Here is a 16,056-nt window from a genome sequence, read left to right on the forward strand (position 1 = left end):
ATACAGATAAACCGTCCCCTGCTCCAAACTATTTCACATCGGCAGCCGCCAGAATCCTAGTATTAATGTAATAAGCAGGGCAATAATCAGCTGAATCCAGAAACTCTTTGTCGGTTTCCCTTTATTGTTCCTGACGAGAATCATTTCCATTGCTGCAATCACCCATATACCGGCTAACCCTTTTACAATGGCTTCCGGAAGCAAGCTGCTGCCGCCAAAATAATGGGCAATTAAATCTCCGCCAGTATACAAAATAAATAAGTAATCAAGTCTTAAGATCATGTGTAATATCTTGCCGGGTTTCGCTTTCCCCTGATTATACATTACCAATGCAACGATAAATAGGATAAGTGCAAGCACCCAGCCGGTAATATGCATATGAGTCATTTGTTTTAATTCCTCCAATTCCATACAAGGCTAAGGATATCATATCATGTTCCACAAAAAAATCCTATAATTTACATGTTAGCAGCTTATAAGAAAAGCTCTATTCTTCCTAATTGGTATTTGACCGATTTCATTGCCTGCGAAACGGCTGTGCCTGAAAATAAGTTAAGCTTCTCCATATCCATTCAAGGGGGCCAAAACGAAATTGCTGAATCCACCATTTACTGACTATCATCTGAAAAATGAACACGACAACGACAATAAAAAATCCCATCACCGGACTAACCGACCCATATAGGCTGAAGCCAACACCGTAAAATAATGTAAAACTAATCACGGACTGGAAGATATAATTGGTTAATGCCATTCTTCCAACATGTACAAAAGGTAAAATTAAATTTTTTCCTATTTTCGTAAGTGACATTAACGTAATGGATAATAAATAAAATATGGCCGAAGCAGTTCCGCCAATATTATCCTGTATGTAAGAAAACCAGTCGGGATTTCCATATACATATGGACCCAATTTGAAAACAAAAAATAAAATAAATGAAACCATCCATAATCGTTTTAGCGTTGATAAATGTTTCTTTGGTTCATGCAGCACTCTCTTCCTTACCAGATACATCCCAAACAGAAATAAAGGCAGCAGGATTCCTGTTAAAGGCAAGTAGGCCATCCCTCCATTGCTGTACAGCCAGTCATTGTAATTTTGCGTAAGGATAACCAAAAGACTGGAGTCCTGATAATTTTCGAGAGCCCGATTAACCAGTTCCGTGTTATACCAATCGAGATAATCCCTGACTTGATATAAAAGCAGGGTAAATAAGCCCACGGTGCCAAACAGCAGAACACTTCCCCACAGCAGCAATGTGCGATCTTTTAAATTAAAGAAAAAGAACAGTAAAAAGCCGATCAGTCCATAGGACAGCAGAATATCCCCATGCCAAAGCAAAAAAGAATGCAGTAATCCGAACCCGATCAGTATAGCAATTCTGCGCAGCAATACTGGATACAAAGCAGCATTTCTTTCTGCCAGTCTGTCCCTCAGCAACTGAAAACCGAATCCGAACAGAATAGAAAATAAAGTGTAAAAACTGGCCTGAAAGAACACATCAATAAAAGCCTGCATAAATTGATCTGCCTGTGATGTCCATGCATTATCCCCTCCCCCATATAAAAAACAGGGAGCAGAAAATGCCCCAATATTAACCATAAAAATACCAAATACAGCAAACCCTCTCGCAGCATCAATCCATATAAGCCGATTTTTTTCATTCGTTGGTGAAACAGCCGACTTCATGCATAGACCTCCAAATCTTCCTTGAAACATTCAGTCTCTTATCAATTATAAAGAATGAAAAGGATTTTGGCGACCATGCAGGATTATTTTTTCAAACGAACAAAAGCGCCGCTATGCTTACCTTGAAAATTGTCCATAGGTTAAAAATTCTATAGTTTCCCAGGCAAAAACAGAAGCGGATGCCTTCAAATGGCAGACAGCCGCGTTTTATCCGAAATTTATTCTTTGTCTATTCCTCATACTCTGAATGGTCTATGAAAAACTGCTGAACAATATAGATGATCAGTGCTAATGCGATGAATCCGAAGGCCCAGCCCAAGGTAATCTGCTCTACGATTAGATAATTATTGCATAATTGCGAATCAGAGAATATATATATAACTGCCATTAACACAAATAATATACTAAGAATGCCCAATACAACATTTTTACCCATTACAGAGAATTTGCTCCAGCTGTCGCGCAATGGAACACCTACAAGAAATGGCCAACTGATAAATTTAAATATTTCCACTGCAGGAATGGTAAGTGCCTCATCCATTGCACGCGGCAATAACCAATAACTCACAACAATTAAAAATAATATGATGCCGGGAATTCCATTTTTATTATATTTTTCAAAGAATCCAGGAAACTTCTGCTTTAAAAAAGGATACATTAACATACCAGCTGCTGCCAATAACGGCATTTGCATATGCATGTGTATCGTCATATTAAATTCAAACAATGTTACTACAGGAGGGAGCATCAGGAATATATACAGAATGATACCATACTTGGCCTGTCTCATCGTTTAGTCCCCCTCTTCTGTTTTAAGAATGGAATTAACCTTATCAGCAGCTTCATCAATTAAGGTATAGTCCATGACATCTATTAAGTAACCTTCAGGATCCACTAAATAAAATGCAGAGTTATGCGTGAAATGTCCGTTATCTTCCGGTATAACTATGACGCCAAATTCATTCAGTAAATTGTCCAGCTGCTCCTGATCAGGAATCCTTGCCATCCTCCATGTTTCTCCATCCGCTTCAAAATAGCTTCGATATTTGTCCAGGACTTCCGGGGTGTCATGTTCAGGATCAAAACTTATCGTCAGGAATACAATATCTTCCCCGATATATTCATCGGGAATCTGGTCATAAACTCCCGCCTGGTTTACTTCCAGTTCAAGGCAGACATCTGTACATGAAGTATAAATAAATGTAGCAAATACATACTTTCCTTCAAACTCAGTAAAATCATACGTTCGTTCATTACTGTCCTCTAATGTAACTAAAGGAAAAGCTGGCTGATCATCTATTAATTGATTGGTTCTCGCTGTTTCTGCAGTATAGGCTGTAAAACCATCGGTACCGGCATAGAATAATCCTATGCCAAACAAAACAACTACAATAAGCGCAATGGTATTATGTTTATTTTTGATCATAATGATCACATCCTACATAAGTTTTATTAATAGATTCAGGAGGCAATATGTGCTTAAGAGGAATTCATTAAAATTCGCTGTTATCAGCTTCTTGGTTCCTAAATAAACAATGATGAATTATTGCGGGGTAATAATGGTGAAGAGATAGCCTTCCGCCGCGACTATCTCTTCTTTTAATCAGCTTTCTATACTTTCATTTTGTCAATTACCAAGGTTGAAACGGCGGTGATCCCGGAGGTGCATTAACAATCATTTCAACAACCGGTATGACATAACCCATGGATATAACAGCGAATGCTACGACAATCCACAGTCCCCAGCGTTCTGTCCATCTCGGGGTTGTAATATCGTTTGCTTCCCGTTCTGCGATCGGGAATTCTGTTTCACCTTTTGGTGCTTTGAACATTAAGTGGAATGCAATGTAAACCATTAATGCTACACCGATAAATAAGAGCGTTCCGCCGATTGCAAGTAAGAACAGGTATGGATCCCAGCTTAACGCAGTTGCGTTATCCCCATATGTGGAGAAGGAAGTTCTTCTTGGTGAACCTAATAGTCCAACCCAGTGCATGGCTCCGGACATAAAGAGCATTCCAATCGTCCATATCCATGTTTGAATTACCCCTAATTTATTCAACCTTGGCGTAAGTGTTCTCTTTGTCAAATAAGGCAGCAGCCAATACGTGATACCAAAGAATGTTAATGCTACGGTGACCCCTACAGTTAGATGGAAGTGACCAACTACCCAAAGTGAATTGTGCACAGTCTGGTTTAATTGGTTATTTGTTTGGGCAATACCGCCTGCTCCGCCTGGAATAAATGCGATCATCGCAATCATTGGAGCGAGGAAGCGGACGTCTGTCCAAGGCAATTTCTTAAGGAAACCGAAGATCCCTTTGGCACCCTTTCTTTTTCCTGCTCTTGCAAATACAGCAAACATTGCAAATGCAGTAAGAAGTGATGGAAGTGCAATGGATAGACTCATGAATACGTGCATGAACTTAACGCCTTCCGTGATCGCCGGGTCAATGATCTGGTGGTGGAATCCGCCAGGAACGTTCAATACTACGGAAAGAATAACAACTACTCGAGCCAATGTATCATTAAACAGTTTGCCTCCGACAAATTTAGGAACTGCTATATACCATGCGGATACCGCAACAAGGTACCAAACGTTAACAGCTGTATGGCCGAATGCCCAGAATAATGTACGGCTGAGCATGACGTTTACTGTTTCAACCCATCCAAAAGCCCATGGAATTAACATGGCCATTTCTGCAGTTACGCCAAGACTTCCCAGAAATAGGAGCAGGTAGGCACCTACACCAAAGTAGGTAAACAGCGGTAAATGCTTTCCTTTGTTTTCTTTTTTCCATTGGACAGCAGATGTCCAAATTCCCGCAGCTGCTACCCAGATACCGACTACCATAATGGTTAAACCAACGTAAAACCATGGTGAGGCCTGCATTGGCGGGTAAAATGTATACATGACAGATGCATTTCCCGCAACAACAGTTGCTACTGTCATAATTACACCGAAAACCATTAAGCCAAATGCGGTCCATCCCATTTTTCTGACCTTAGGAGAAAGCCCTCCGTGTACGTGGGAGACCCCAGCGTAAAAATATCCGGTCATAAATAATGTGGTAAAGACAAGGACTAAAAGAATTCCGTGTGAGGTTAACACCTGGTAATAGTCAAACCAGGGCGGCAGCTCAAATAATCCTGCTCTGTTCAATCCCTGTACCAATCCAAGAAATCCGCCGACAAATAGGATAATGAATGCTAAACTCAAATAAGTTAAAGACAATCTTGAATCTTCCGGACTAACACCTAATTTACTTTTCGTTTTATCAATAAAAGATTCTTTTAAAGTTGCTGCTTCCATGATATTTTTCCTCCCTTCCTTATTTCACCGTAATAGTTGTGCTCATATGCTGATGTCCTGCCCCGCAATACTCGTTGCAAATAACCAGATACTCCCCGGGTTCTTCAAATGTTTCCGTGATTGTTTGTATATGTCCCGGTGTTACCATCGCATTGACGTTAGTTCCGGCAATCTGGAATCCGTGTACGAGGTCTTTGGATGTCATAATAAATTCAACAGTGGAACCTGCCGGGATTTCGATATCTCCCGGTGTAAATGAGAACATCTGCAATGTCATGACAACCTCATATTCATTTTCACCTGTCTGGTATACTCCCGGCTCGGAAAATACTTCATGTTCATCCACTTTTTGCGGATCAATTGTTTCTGTACCACTTGGCGGCGTCATTCCAAGGGCGAAAGCCTGGTAGCCGGTGATCACCATGGAAAGAACAAGTACTCCGACACTAATAACTAACCATATTTCTTCCTGACGTGGCAATTTCATGTTTACACCCTCCTTGTAATCTCTTTATAATCTGATCATATAAATTGCTAATAATAAGATGATAAAAGCAACAATTCCTCCACCTACAAATAGTAAGGACGAATATAAAGCTGATTTTAGAGCATCTGTTTCTTCTTGTGTTTCCATTTTTTCTTCCGGTTGCTTTCCAAGATTTGTTTCCATTCAAGTCAACCTCCCTTTTGATTTCTTAACTCTATAATAATTTGAATCGCATCTTCGGGAAGTGAACTAAATCACATGTGCAGAAAAAAATAGAATGATATCCAGAATGGTTCTTCACAATTTGTTCACCGATTATTCCTGCGGCAAAAATAGTGTAAACTCTGGTTTAACAAGGTTTACATCGGTTTTTACTTTTTTCTGGAAAGTTATTGTAAAGAAGTAAACCCTGTTTTCACTATAACCGCAGTGAAAAACATGACAATAATTTGAACGTCAAAGACATTTTCACTTGATTGGAGTAACTTAGGAGAGAATTTATGGAGAATCTAAAAATAATCTTTTGTAATCTGTCCATGAGGGCTGCTATTATTTTCAGTTTTGATGTTTTAAAAATTCAGACGATCTTTTTGGTTGATAGAAAATTTAATATCGTTTTCCCGCGCTTCAGCCTCCCATAAAAAAAGCCAACCCCCATACGAAGGTTGACCTTTAAAAACTTACTCACCAGGCACTTCAAGCAGAAGCTGTCTGGAAAAGAAATACAGATATGCTTCTTTTACAGGCTGTTTCCAGATCTGTTCAACAGCTTGCCGATACAGGTTTAACTGGGTTTCATACCGATTTGCCAGCGTACTTTTTGTCGCAGCATCCACATCTTCGGGAACAGCATCTGTTTTATAGTCCAATACGATCCAGCCGCCGTCTTTCGGTATAAGGCAATCAATCACTCCCTGAATCAGCACCTGTTCTTCCGTGCCATCTGCCAAACCTGCATACACTTCATTTGCAGGCATGGTAAGACTGAAAGGAACTTCACGATATACAGGTCCGGCCTTTCTTATATATTCGGCTATTGGTGTAGCATAAAATGAGGCTATTGCAGAAACATCGATAATCGACGCCTGTTCTTCCGTTAATATTTCTTTATCTGCTAACGTCTCCACAAATGCTGCAATTTCTTCTTCATTTAAGACTTTCTCCAGCGGTATATGCTGCATGACCGTATGCATTGCTGTTCCTTTTTCCGCCGACGTAATGGTTTTTTCCTTCTGCATAAAATTCGGCCGTTTTACAATGGGCGTCCTATATTGCTGAACTAGCTGATCTGCTGCATATTCATCCTTGATTTCCCGCTGTCTTTTTATCTCGGTTACCGTTTGTTTTGCCCTGAGTCTTGTCGCTTCTTTTGAAGCATATTCAAAGGATAGCCGTTTATCCACCTCTGTTTCCAGGGTTTCATCAGAAACTGGTGCCTTTTTCCAATACAAAATAGCATCCCGTAAGTTTTCATGTTTTTCTTTATGGGTTGCTTCCAAATTGGCAAGCTCACTGCCGTGCATAATGGAGACCTCCCATTTGGATGGATCCAAATTGATATCATTTAAACCTGAAATCAATTCTTCTTCCCTGCGCAGTATGCTGTTGTCTTTATGACGGATCAAGGCCGGTCCTACCCAATCCAGATAAGTTTTGGATTCCATCCTGAAATGTGCCGGCAGCACCCATTCTGCATGATCCATCATTCTTTCCCATTTTTTCAGTTTATTTTCCAGTGAATTAACGTTTCCAACCATGACGAGTTTTTCTTTTGCCCTTGTTAATGCTACATATAAAACACGCATTTCCTCCGACAAAAGCTCTCTTATCTTCTCCTGTTTTAACGCATGGAAAAACAGCGTCGGATACGTAATGCGTTTTACAGGATCGATATACTTGGAAGCAAACCCCATTTCCTTATGGAGCAAATATTGCTGATTTAAGTCCATCATATTAAACTGTTTGTCCATGGCTCCTAAAATAACAACCGGGAATTCCAAGCCTTTACTTTTATGAATAGTCATGATTCTGACGACATCTTCCTGTTCGCTCAAAGCTCTTGCCGCACCGAGGTCATCATCATTTTCCTCCATCCGTTCTATAAACCGCAGGAAACGGAACAATCCGCGGAATGAGGTTTCTTCATATGTCCTTGCCCGGTCGTAAAGTGCCCTCAGGTTGGCCTGGCGCTGACGCCCTCCCGGCATCCCGCCGACAAAATCATAATAACCTGTCTCCATATAAATATTCCAGATTAGTTCCGATAACGCACCCTGCCTTGAGGAGAATCGGAACTTCTCCAATTTTTCCAGGAAATCATCAATTTTATTCGCAGTATCATCACGGTTGGTCTCCGTATATTTTTTTACGGCTTCATAATAATAAGCGCCTTTGTCTGCCAGACGGACTGCTGCCAGTTCGTCTTCATTTAACCCTGCAATCGGAGAACGCAATACGGAGGCAAGCGGAATATCCTGTCTTGGATTGTCTATGACTTTTAGAAAACTGATCATTACCTTCACTTCGATCGCTTGAAAATACCCGGTAGAGAGCTCTGCATAAACAGGAATACCCTGTTTTTTCAGCTCATCTACGATTACCGGTCCCCAATTACTCATCGCCCGGAGTAATATGACCGCATCCCGGTACTGGAAGTCCCGCTGTGTTCCGGTTGCTTTATCCATGACCTGCAGCGGTTTTCCATCTTTTTGACCGATCCAGGACTTTATTTTTTCTGCGAAAACACGGGCTTCCAGCTGTGCCTTTTCCAAATCCTGATAATCCTCTTCATCCTCTGAAACGGCCGGACTTTCTTCCGCTTCTCTGTCAATGATGACCAGTTCCGGGTTTGGCTTGGCATAAGGCAGGTCGTCATACATTTTATTTCCGTATATTAATTCGGCATTTTTATCATAGTCGATTTCCCCCAGCTCTTGATCGAAAATTTGCCGGAAAATATAATTTGCCCCTGCCAATACATGCTCCCTGCTGCGAAAATTACTTGCCAAATCAATTCTTTCTGCCGGACTTGTCTCTTCAGCAAAGTTTCTGTACTTTTGGATAAATAATTTTGGTTCCGCATGACGAAAACGATAAATACTCTGTTTCACATCTCCGACCATAAACATGTTTCCCGGACCGGTCCGATCACTGATTAAGGTTAAAAGTGTCTCCTGCACCAGATTCGTATCCTGGTATTCATCAATCAATAATTCACTGAATTTATTCTGATAGTAGCGGGCAACTTTAGATGGCAATAGTTTATCACTTGTTGAAGTTTCATCCAAAAACAGTGAAAGGCAGTAATGTTCCAGATCAGAAAAGTCCACGATGGCTTTTTCTTTTTTTATTTGTGTAAATCGATCTTTAAAGGTTTTCACAAGCTCTGTCAGCTTTTTTACAACCGGAGCCATTTCCTGCATATCTTTAACATGGCTGGCCAGATTCCGTTTAAACCATTGGTCCTTCACTTTATTCCAGCGTTTTTTATAGCTTTCTCTCAGATTTTTTACCTTTGCTTTCTTTTCTTCGTCACATTCCATTTTTTTGCCGGATAATCGGACAAATGTGCTGGAAGACATAAATTCCTGTAAATCATCCCAGTTATCAAGAAGATCCAAAGCAACCTGCAAAGCCTCAAAATCTTTTTGGATGGTGTCTATATACTGAGATGGACCATCTGCTTCCTTTGCTATATCCATAGCCAGCTGCATTTCATCCTGTACAGCAGCAAATTGGCTTTTCACTTCTCTTTTAATAACTTCTAACCATGCCAGCTGCGATTCGTGCCAGTCTTCATTAATATTGTACGCTGTCACCAGTTCATCCAGCCAGGCATCCGGCTGCGGATTCTGAATTGCAAAATGATACAGTGACAGAATTAACTTTTCCACAGCCTCATCGCTGCGGTCATTGGAAAAGCGATCCACGACAGCAAAAAATCCTTCTTCTATATTCTCTTCACCGTACCATTTTTCAAAGAGTTCTTCCATGACTTCCTGTTTCAGCAAATCTGCCTCCATTTCGTTGGCAATACGAAATGAAGGGTCTAAATCCAATAAATAAGCATGCTGCTTCACCACATCCAGGCAAAAGGAATGCAAGGTGGATATCGAAGCGCGCTGGAGAAGGGATAGCTGCTTTTTCAAATGGATGGATGACGGGTCGGCTGCGACCGCTTCCTCCAAAGCTGCTCCTACCCGATTGCGCATTTCCTGGGCAGCAGCATTGGTAAATGTCACGACAAGCAAGCTATCAATATCCACGGGATTTTCTTTATTTAATAGTTTCTGAATGATTCTCTCCACGAGTACAGCTGTTTTTCCGGACCCTGCTGCGGCTGCAACAAGCACATCCTTTCCTGATGTATAAATGGCTGCTTCCTGTTCCTTTGTCCATTTAACCATCAGCTTTCCCTCCCTTCAGCTATTCTTCTTAAAATCTCCTCATCTTTCATGTCCGATAAATGATGGTAATTATTTTCTTCCAATGACGGATCAAATTGACAGACGGAATGGAACGGGCAAAAAGTACAGGCAATATGCTGTTTATGTTTATAAGGGTTTAAATGAACACGCCCGCCGGTAATATCCACGCCTGCTTCCACCATCAGATTTTGCACATGGGATTGCAGTTTTTCAAAGGTTTCCTCATCTGCAATTTTGGAATTATAAAATCCTCCCGCTTTTTTAATGGCTGCAGGCACAATTTGGCTGTATCCCTGTTCCAGCTTGGTGTCCATCATTTTTACTGCTTCCTCATCAGACAAAAGCAGCCCGTCCATTTTAAACTTCTTAAAAATCTCTCTTTCTATTTTTTCTTCATTTAATCTATCATTTCCGGAGATCATCGGATTATGCACATGGAAATACAACACGCCTGCGGGAGTGGCCTTCACACCGAGCCATTTTTCCGATTGGGAAAGAACAACGTCCAGATATGTCAGCATCTGCAGGGCCAGTCCATAGTACACTTCCACAAGGTTCAGCCCTTTGGAGCTTGATTTATAGTCGATAATTCTTAATAGCAGCGGATCTGTATTCAGCGCTTTATCCACCCGGTCAATCCGTCCGCCAAGCACAAGTTCAAACCCATTTGGCAACGGCAGGGTCCGCGCGTCAAGCGTTTGATTTTTTCCGAATCCCAGTTCAAGACCGATGGGTGAAAATCGGCTCTGCCTTGCCTGCTCACTTAATACAAAAGCCGCTCTGGCTATCACCTGCTGCAATTTTTGCTGAATATATTTATAACGATTGGAACTGTGTAAGATTTGGTGCTGCAGGACAGGAGAAAGCTGAGAAACCGCCTTTTTCGCATATTGATCTGTTTCCTGCTTGGACAGTGCCGCAAAATCCCTGTTTTCCTCCTGAATCCACTCGGTAATTGTTTTTAATGCTTCATGAAAGAGCTGACCAATATCCGGCGCATCCAGTTTATACGTCTTACGCTCCTCCAGCCGCAGACTGTATTTTGCAAAATGCTGATAGGAACAGCGATAGTACGTTTCAAGTCTGGACACACTGGCGTTTACCTGTTTTGGATACAATTTTTCTGCCGTATCCTCCGATAAATCCTCCGGCCTGTTCTGATAAAATAAGCTTTGCAGGATTCTATAGGTTGTGCTGGGTTTCGGATGGTTTTCCACGTACCAGTTTAATACATGCCACCATATTTCCTTCACCGGGTAGCCTTTTCTGTATCTTGCTAACTGTGCCGTCAGGGCGGATCTTGTTTTCAATGGAGTTGTAATAAATTGATCCGCATCCACTAATTCTTCAGGATCCTGCAATAACATATGGTCACAGCAGACCGGGAATAAATCTTCCATCCGCTTAATAAGCTGGGACGGCATTTTTGCATTTCCTTCCTCATCACTCAAAGGATAGCTGATCCAAAGCTGGTCCCTGGCGGCTGTAAAAGCGGTATACATATAAAACCAGTCATCCAGCAGCTGCTGTCTGCTGCTTTCCGCCAGTTTCAGCCCATGTTCTCCCAGAAGCTCTCTCTCCTCCTCATTAATAATTCCGTCAGCAGGCGGTTTCATCGGCCAGATACCTTCATTAACCCCAAGCAGCAGGGCAACTTTTATACCGCTGATCCGGGAACGATCAATGGTTCCTACAATCACTTGATCCATACTTGGCGGCACATGGGCAAATTTTAATGCTTCAAATCCGGCATCCAATGTAGAGCGAAAGGTTGCCAGTGTCATTTTTTCCTCGCCGGCCATTTCCACCATTTCATCCAACAGCTGAATAATAGCATCCCATACCTGCTCCTGTTCCCGGCCTTTTTCAATTTCCCCCTGGTCATCATATAACGTTCGCATTTTTTCCAAGCGGTCGGGCACTCCCAGAGATTCAAGCAGCAAATATGTTATTTCACAAAACGCTTTCACCGTACCGGCATTTCGGATAGCTTCATCAAAATCGAAGAGTGCCTCCACTACCTGCTTACGGTATTTATTAATTTTCTTCTGCATTTCCATCTCTGCATCTGTCTGGCCTTTTTGTTCAAAGCCGCGGAAACGCTGGAATTTCCATTCTTCCTCTCCTATCCACCTTTCCCTGGAAAGTATGCCATATTCGAGGACATAATTCTCCAGTTCATCAATGGCGTCATTTGTAAGCGGGTATTGCTTGTCCGAGGCTGGAATAAATCCTGTTTTCAGTACCCTGAAAATAGCATCATACCGCCAATTCCCCTCTACAATATCCAAGGCGGAACGAATAAATTCAATGAGTGAATGATTGATCATCGTGCGTTTTTCATCAATAAACACCGGGATATCATAGTCGGCAAATATCGTGGAAATTAAATCATTATACGTATCTGTTTGCCTGATAAGAAGTGCAATATCCTGAAAGCGATAATTTTCATCCCGGACGAGCCGGATAATTTCCTGTGCCGCTCCTTCCACTTCTGCCCGGGGATGTACCGCCTCTGCAATCCGGATGGGTACATCTCCTTCATACTTTGGAGAGGGCAGCGTGTTAAAATGTTGTTCCAAATGCGCAAAGTAGGGACGTTCTTTAAATCTCCCATTTTTAGTATCCAAAACAACCGTTTCCTCAACCCGAATGCCATTTTCCTCAGCAATTTGGGTAAGGATATCATATGTTTCAGCCGTCTTGTAAAACAGGTCAAGTTCTGAGGCTGCTGCAGGCCCGCTGGCTTGATCCAATGTAAGACTGATAGTAATACGCTTGCATTTTTTCATTAATGCTTCGATGACAAGCAGTTCCCTTGGAGTAAAACTATGAAATCCGTCTAGATAAATTTCCGCATCTTTCAGTACATTGGACACTTCAATCTTTTCGGCCAGCAACTCCAGTTGATCTTCACTGTCAATATAGTTTTCCTGGAGAGCATAAAGTGACTTTTCATAGATATACAACAGATCAGTCAGTTTATTTAACAGTGCGATCTCCTTTGGATCTTTATGTACAAACTTATCAATTTCTTCCATTTGGGCATAAAGCAATTCAGGTGTCACATTATAGCGTTTAAACTCGGTAATAATGTTTTCCAGCTGCTGCAGAAATCCCTGCTTCTCAATGGCTTTTCCAAAAGTAAGCCAGTCTCCGGTTTTCTCCTCAATGATTTTCCGCAGCATCATCTGTGTTCCAACAGAACTGATAAACTGTCTGGTACTCCCGCCAGTTTCCTGCAGTACCCGCCACGCCAGCCGGGAAAAACTGACTACCTGCCCGCGGATGCTTCCTGTTATATGTTCATCGCGAAACAGCGTGTATTCCTGCTGGAACGTCATTTGATCCGGTACTATATAAAAAATGGCAGGTCCCTGCGGATCCTCAAACAATTTTTCTTTAATTTCATCCAATATTCTTCCGCTTTTTCCGGTTCCGGCCCTGCCAATCAGAAATCGGACTCCCATGCTGACTCCTCCATTCATTACAAAGATGTAAGCGCCCTTTCAGCAGCGTATAGGCCGGACGCGGCTACATCTGTTGTTTTTATTTCATTTTATATAAAATCATAATCCTTTTATCCTGAAGAAAAAAGCTTCCATCTTCTATTTTACCAAAGATGGAAGCTTCTCCATAGCTATTTACCCAATGTAAGACTTGCCTTTGGGAGCGGCCAATATGTCATGCCGACTTTCCCTACCACAGTCTCCTGATCAATAAAACCGAATGACCTGCTGTCCAGACTATCCTGCCGGTTATCTCCAAGAACGAATAGTTTTCCATCAGGCACTTCTGTTTCACCTGTTAGTTCCTCCAGCGTGAAATCTTCTGTAAAAGGGACAGAGCTGCTTGCTAATTTATATGACTCCAAAAATTCCTCTTCTACATATTCACCGTTTACATATAACTTATCGTTCCTATATTCAATTCGATCACCCGGTGTTCCGATGACTCTTTTCACATAGTCGTCTTGTTCGTTTGCGTGAAATACGACCACATCAAATCGTTCCGCCTCCTGCAGGTCGTAAATCACTTTATTTACGATTAATAAATTTCCATCATTTAAGGTCGGCTGCATCGATTCTCCAACAACAGAGTAATTTGCAAATATGGCTGCTCTCAGTATAAAAGCAAGCACCAATGCAAAGCCGATAACTAAAACCAATCTTGGGTAGTTAATTTTTTTCATGATAATCTTCCTCCAAAAATCATTCTACCCTTTTTATTGGCTGTTTAATCCTCCTTAAGCTTGGTCCCGCCCTTGATTGACGACTTTTTCCCCAGCCTTTTCTCAATATATTTGCCAATCACCCAGAATAATAAAATGCATAACCCAACGACAATGGTTCGAACCGGATGCTGTGCAAATTCCATAATACTTGAACCGATATAAGAAATGGAAAAAATCATGACTGCCTTTCCCAAAAACACAGCCAGGACAAATTGCTGTATACTGATTTTTGATAATCCTGCGACAACATTAATCACAGCAGATGGTGAAAACGGAAAACACAGAAGCAGAAACAGTGGTCCGAACCCATGTCTCTCCACCCAGGACGTGACTTTTCCAACCTGCTTATTATTCCGGATTTTCTTAAATATTCGTCTGTTCCCAAGCCTGCGGATTATTAAAAATACCATCACGGCTCCAACAGAGGCACCTGTCCAGGACAAGATAAATCCTTCCAGCAGACCGTAGGCAGCAGCGTTCGCAATAACAAAAACAACCAGCGGCAGGAACGGAAGAAATGCTTCAATAAATGGCAGCAAAAAACCAGGCAATGGTCCTAGTGACTCATAAGAGTTCAACAATTCCATGATATATTCGTCAAAATCATTGCTTCTAAGCATGGTTTTCCAATCAGAAAGCTGGATGGTCATTACATACATGTAGCGAAAACTCCTTACTATTTAGAGGCGGCGCAAATAAACAAATGGGAGACTTTCCATGTTCCATTTGCCGTCCTTTTACGTCAACTGTCAACCGTGTTTTTGAATGTAGCAATTGCAAGATGTATTTTAAGTTCCTTTCATCGGCCGGATAATACAGTTATTTTTATTTTAATCCAAACCTTCATGTATGCCTAGTCAAAACAACGGAACAGCTACTTTCTTTTCACCGCTGTATAATTTTTCTATTGTATTTTTCCGTTGGTTTTGCATATAATAAAGAAAAGAGAACATTTGTTCCTGATTTGGAGGGAATAAACTATGCGGTATCTTCAGGAGAATGATTCAAGGGTTGCGCTTCGTTTTCTTTTTTTATCCATGGCAATGGTTGTCATCGAGCAGGACATGAAGCATGTGAAAGCCGGCCCATTTAAAATTAAGGAACACTTCCGGCAGTTATTGGAAAGAATGCTGTTTATTGCAGCTGATGAACGAAAACAATTGAGGAAAATCATGATGCAAAAAAGCATGCAAGTTGTAAGACTGCATAAAAACGATTCTTTCACCACCTATTTATTAGTCTGTAATGGATTGGAAGAAAAACGGAACTTTTTTAATCCGGCCATCAGAAAAAAGGTGGAGGAAATTTTGCTGGAACTTATGCAAAAGGCTCTGCTACCACCCCGCCGGCATGTTTCTTCAAATACCTGATACGGTGGTCGAGAATGTAGCGAAATTGTGCCGTCCGCTGTATCTGGTTTTGAATCGATCCATAAGAAATTTGCAGGAATACCTGCTGGGCATTTTTAAAAATAATTTCCGTGCCTTTACCTGCTTTACGTACATGTTCAATATGGGAATGAGCGATCCATGAGCACGAGGTGTTTACCGGGGATGTGGTGGGAAAGAAATACATACCGCTCAAGGGATCAATGGCAATTGGAGATTTGTAATTGATCCCGCAAACATCCCGGGTGCCTTCCTGTCTTCCCTTCAAACTGGACCCAAAAAATTTGCAGGCTTGTTCAATCACTTTGGTTGGGGAACGATGGACAACATAATCCGTCTCTTCTTCAAAAACCTGTGATGCTATATTGCCATTTCTATCCCGTTGTGTAATCACAGCCATTGTTTCGGGAGTGATTTCCGGAGCTGTATCATATAAATCGTAAAACATTTCATCCATCCTTTCATTTTTAAGCAATGAAAGAAAGTAGCTATCTACTAATTTACCAAAACTTCATA

At 41.4% G+C, this 16,056-nt stretch carries 13 protein-coding genes; 1 reads left to right on the forward strand and 12 read right to left on the reverse strand.

The genetic code is table 11. From position 1 onward, the window contains the following. Window positions 1–33 precede the first annotated feature (33 nt). From GHD25_RS03815 to GHD25_RS03865, 11 genes are all read right to left on the reverse strand, one after another. A complete protein-coding gene (locus tag GHD25_RS03815) occupies window positions 34–387 on the reverse strand; it encodes a YisL family protein (protein WP_164215030.1) in 354 nt (117 codons plus the stop codon). Between the two features lie 130 nt (window positions 388–517). Continuing rightward, on the reverse strand, window positions 518–1,690 hold the full coding sequence (locus GHD25_RS03820; RefSeq protein ID WP_164215031.1) for a DUF418 domain-containing protein: 1,173 nt from the start codon (window positions 1,688–1,690) through the stop codon (window positions 518–520). A gap of 229 nt (window positions 1,691–1,919) precedes the next feature. After that, a complete protein-coding gene (locus GHD25_RS03825) occupies window positions 1,920–2,480 on the reverse strand; it encodes a hypothetical protein (RefSeq protein ID WP_164215032.1) in 561 nt (186 codons plus the stop codon). Window positions 2,481–2,483: 3 nt separating this feature from the next. Continuing rightward, entirely contained in the window at window positions 2,484–3,116 is a 633-nt protein-coding gene (locus GHD25_RS03830) for an SCO family protein (protein WP_164215033.1), read from the reverse strand. A gap of 205 nt (window positions 3,117–3,321) precedes the next feature. Beyond that, window positions 3,322–5,004, reverse strand: a complete 1,683-nt coding sequence (locus GHD25_RS03835; RefSeq protein ID WP_164215034.1) for a cbb3-type cytochrome c oxidase subunit I — start codon at window positions 5,002–5,004, stop codon at window positions 3,322–3,324. 19 nt (window positions 5,005–5,023) lie between these two features. Further along, the gene (locus GHD25_RS03840; RefSeq protein WP_164215035.1) at window positions 5,024–5,491 is read right to left on the reverse strand and encodes a cytochrome c oxidase subunit II; all 468 of its coding nucleotides are present in this window, start codon (window positions 5,489–5,491) and stop codon (window positions 5,024–5,026) included. A 24-nt stretch (window positions 5,492–5,515) separates the two neighbouring features. Beyond that, window positions 5,516–5,674, reverse strand: coding sequence for a hypothetical protein (locus GHD25_RS03845; RefSeq protein WP_164215036.1), 159 nt, complete (start codon window positions 5,672–5,674; stop codon window positions 5,516–5,518). 497 nt (window positions 5,675–6,171) lie between these two features. Then, on the reverse strand, window positions 6,172–9,897 hold the full coding sequence (addA, locus tag GHD25_RS03850; protein WP_164215037.1) for a helicase-exonuclease AddAB subunit AddA: 3,726 nt from the start codon (window positions 9,895–9,897) through the stop codon (window positions 6,172–6,174). Beyond that, window positions 9,897–13,388 (reverse strand): helicase-exonuclease AddAB subunit AddB, encoded by a 3,492-nt coding sequence (gene addB / locus GHD25_RS03855; protein WP_164215038.1) that lies wholly within the window; start codon window positions 13,386–13,388, stop codon window positions 9,897–9,899. The genes addA and addB overlap by 1 nt, the downstream gene beginning before the upstream one ends. A 170-nt stretch (window positions 13,389–13,558) precedes the next feature. Continuing rightward, on the reverse strand, window positions 13,559–14,110 hold the full coding sequence (gene lepB / locus GHD25_RS03860) for a signal peptidase I (RefSeq protein WP_164215039.1): 552 nt from the start codon (window positions 14,108–14,110) through the stop codon (window positions 13,559–13,561). A gap of 44 nt (window positions 14,111–14,154) precedes the next feature. Beyond that, window positions 14,155–14,811 (reverse strand): TVP38/TMEM64 family protein, encoded by a 657-nt coding sequence (locus tag GHD25_RS03865; RefSeq protein WP_164215040.1) that lies wholly within the window; start codon window positions 14,809–14,811, stop codon window positions 14,155–14,157. A 321-nt stretch (window positions 14,812–15,132) separates the two neighbouring features. Between GHD25_RS03865 and GHD25_RS03870 the strand changes: the two genes are divergently transcribed. After that, entirely contained in the window at window positions 15,133–15,522 is a 390-nt protein-coding gene (locus GHD25_RS03870) for a hypothetical protein (protein ID WP_164215041.1), read from the forward strand. Here the strand turns inward: GHD25_RS03870 and GHD25_RS03875 are convergent. Next, complete coding sequence (locus GHD25_RS03875) at window positions 15,470–15,988, reverse strand: competence protein ComK (RefSeq protein WP_164215042.1); 519 nt, start codon at window positions 15,986–15,988, stop codon at window positions 15,470–15,472. The two genes, GHD25_RS03870 and GHD25_RS03875, sit on opposite strands and share 53 nt — an antisense overlap. Window positions 15,989–16,056 lie beyond the last annotated feature (68 nt).

Origin of the sequence: Virgibacillus aidingensis (assembly GCF_010994035.1) — a bacterium.
GTDB lineage: Bacteria > Bacillota > Bacilli > Bacillales > Amphibacillaceae > Virgibacillus_N.

Coding starts and splice junctions, on each gene's coding strand:
- GHD25_RS03815 (WP_164215030.1), bottom strand. CDS start 387: ATGACTCATATGCATATTACCGGCTGGGTGCTTGCACTTATCCTATTT.
- lepB (WP_164215039.1), bottom strand. CDS start 14,110: ATGAAAAAAATTAACTACCCAAGATTGGTTTTAGTTATCGGCTTTGCA.
- addB (WP_164215038.1), bottom strand. CDS start 13,388: ATGGGAGTCCGATTTCTGATTGGCAGGGCCGGAACCGGAAAAAGCGGA.
- GHD25_RS03830 (WP_164215033.1), bottom strand. CDS start 3,116: ATGATCAAAAATAAACATAATACCATTGCGCTTATTGTAGTTGTTTTG.
- addA (WP_164215037.1), bottom strand. CDS start 9,897: ATGGTTAAATGGACAAAGGAACAGGAAGCAGCCATTTATACATCAGGA.
- GHD25_RS03865 (WP_164215040.1), bottom strand. CDS start 14,811: ATGTATGTAATGACCATCCAGCTTTCTGATTGGAAAACCATGCTTAGA.
- GHD25_RS03835 (WP_164215034.1), bottom strand. CDS start 5,004: ATGGAAGCAGCAACTTTAAAAGAATCTTTTATTGATAAAACGAAAAGT.
- GHD25_RS03875 (WP_164215042.1), bottom strand. CDS start 15,988: ATGTTTTACGATTTATATGATACAGCTCCGGAAATCACTCCCGAAACA.
- GHD25_RS03825 (WP_164215032.1), bottom strand. CDS start 2,480: ATGAGACAGGCCAAGTATGGTATCATTCTGTATATATTCCTGATGCTC.
- GHD25_RS03820 (WP_164215031.1), bottom strand. CDS start 1,690: ATGAAGTCGGCTGTTTCACCAACGAATGAAAAAAATCGGCTTATATGG.
- GHD25_RS03845 (WP_164215036.1), bottom strand. CDS start 5,674: ATGGAAACAAATCTTGGAAAGCAACCGGAAGAAAAAATGGAAACACAA.
- GHD25_RS03840 (WP_164215035.1), bottom strand. CDS start 5,491: ATGAAATTGCCACGTCAGGAAGAAATATGGTTAGTTATTAGTGTCGGA.
- GHD25_RS03870 (WP_164215041.1), top strand. CDS start 15,133: ATGCGGTATCTTCAGGAGAATGATTCAAGGGTTGCGCTTCGTTTTCTT.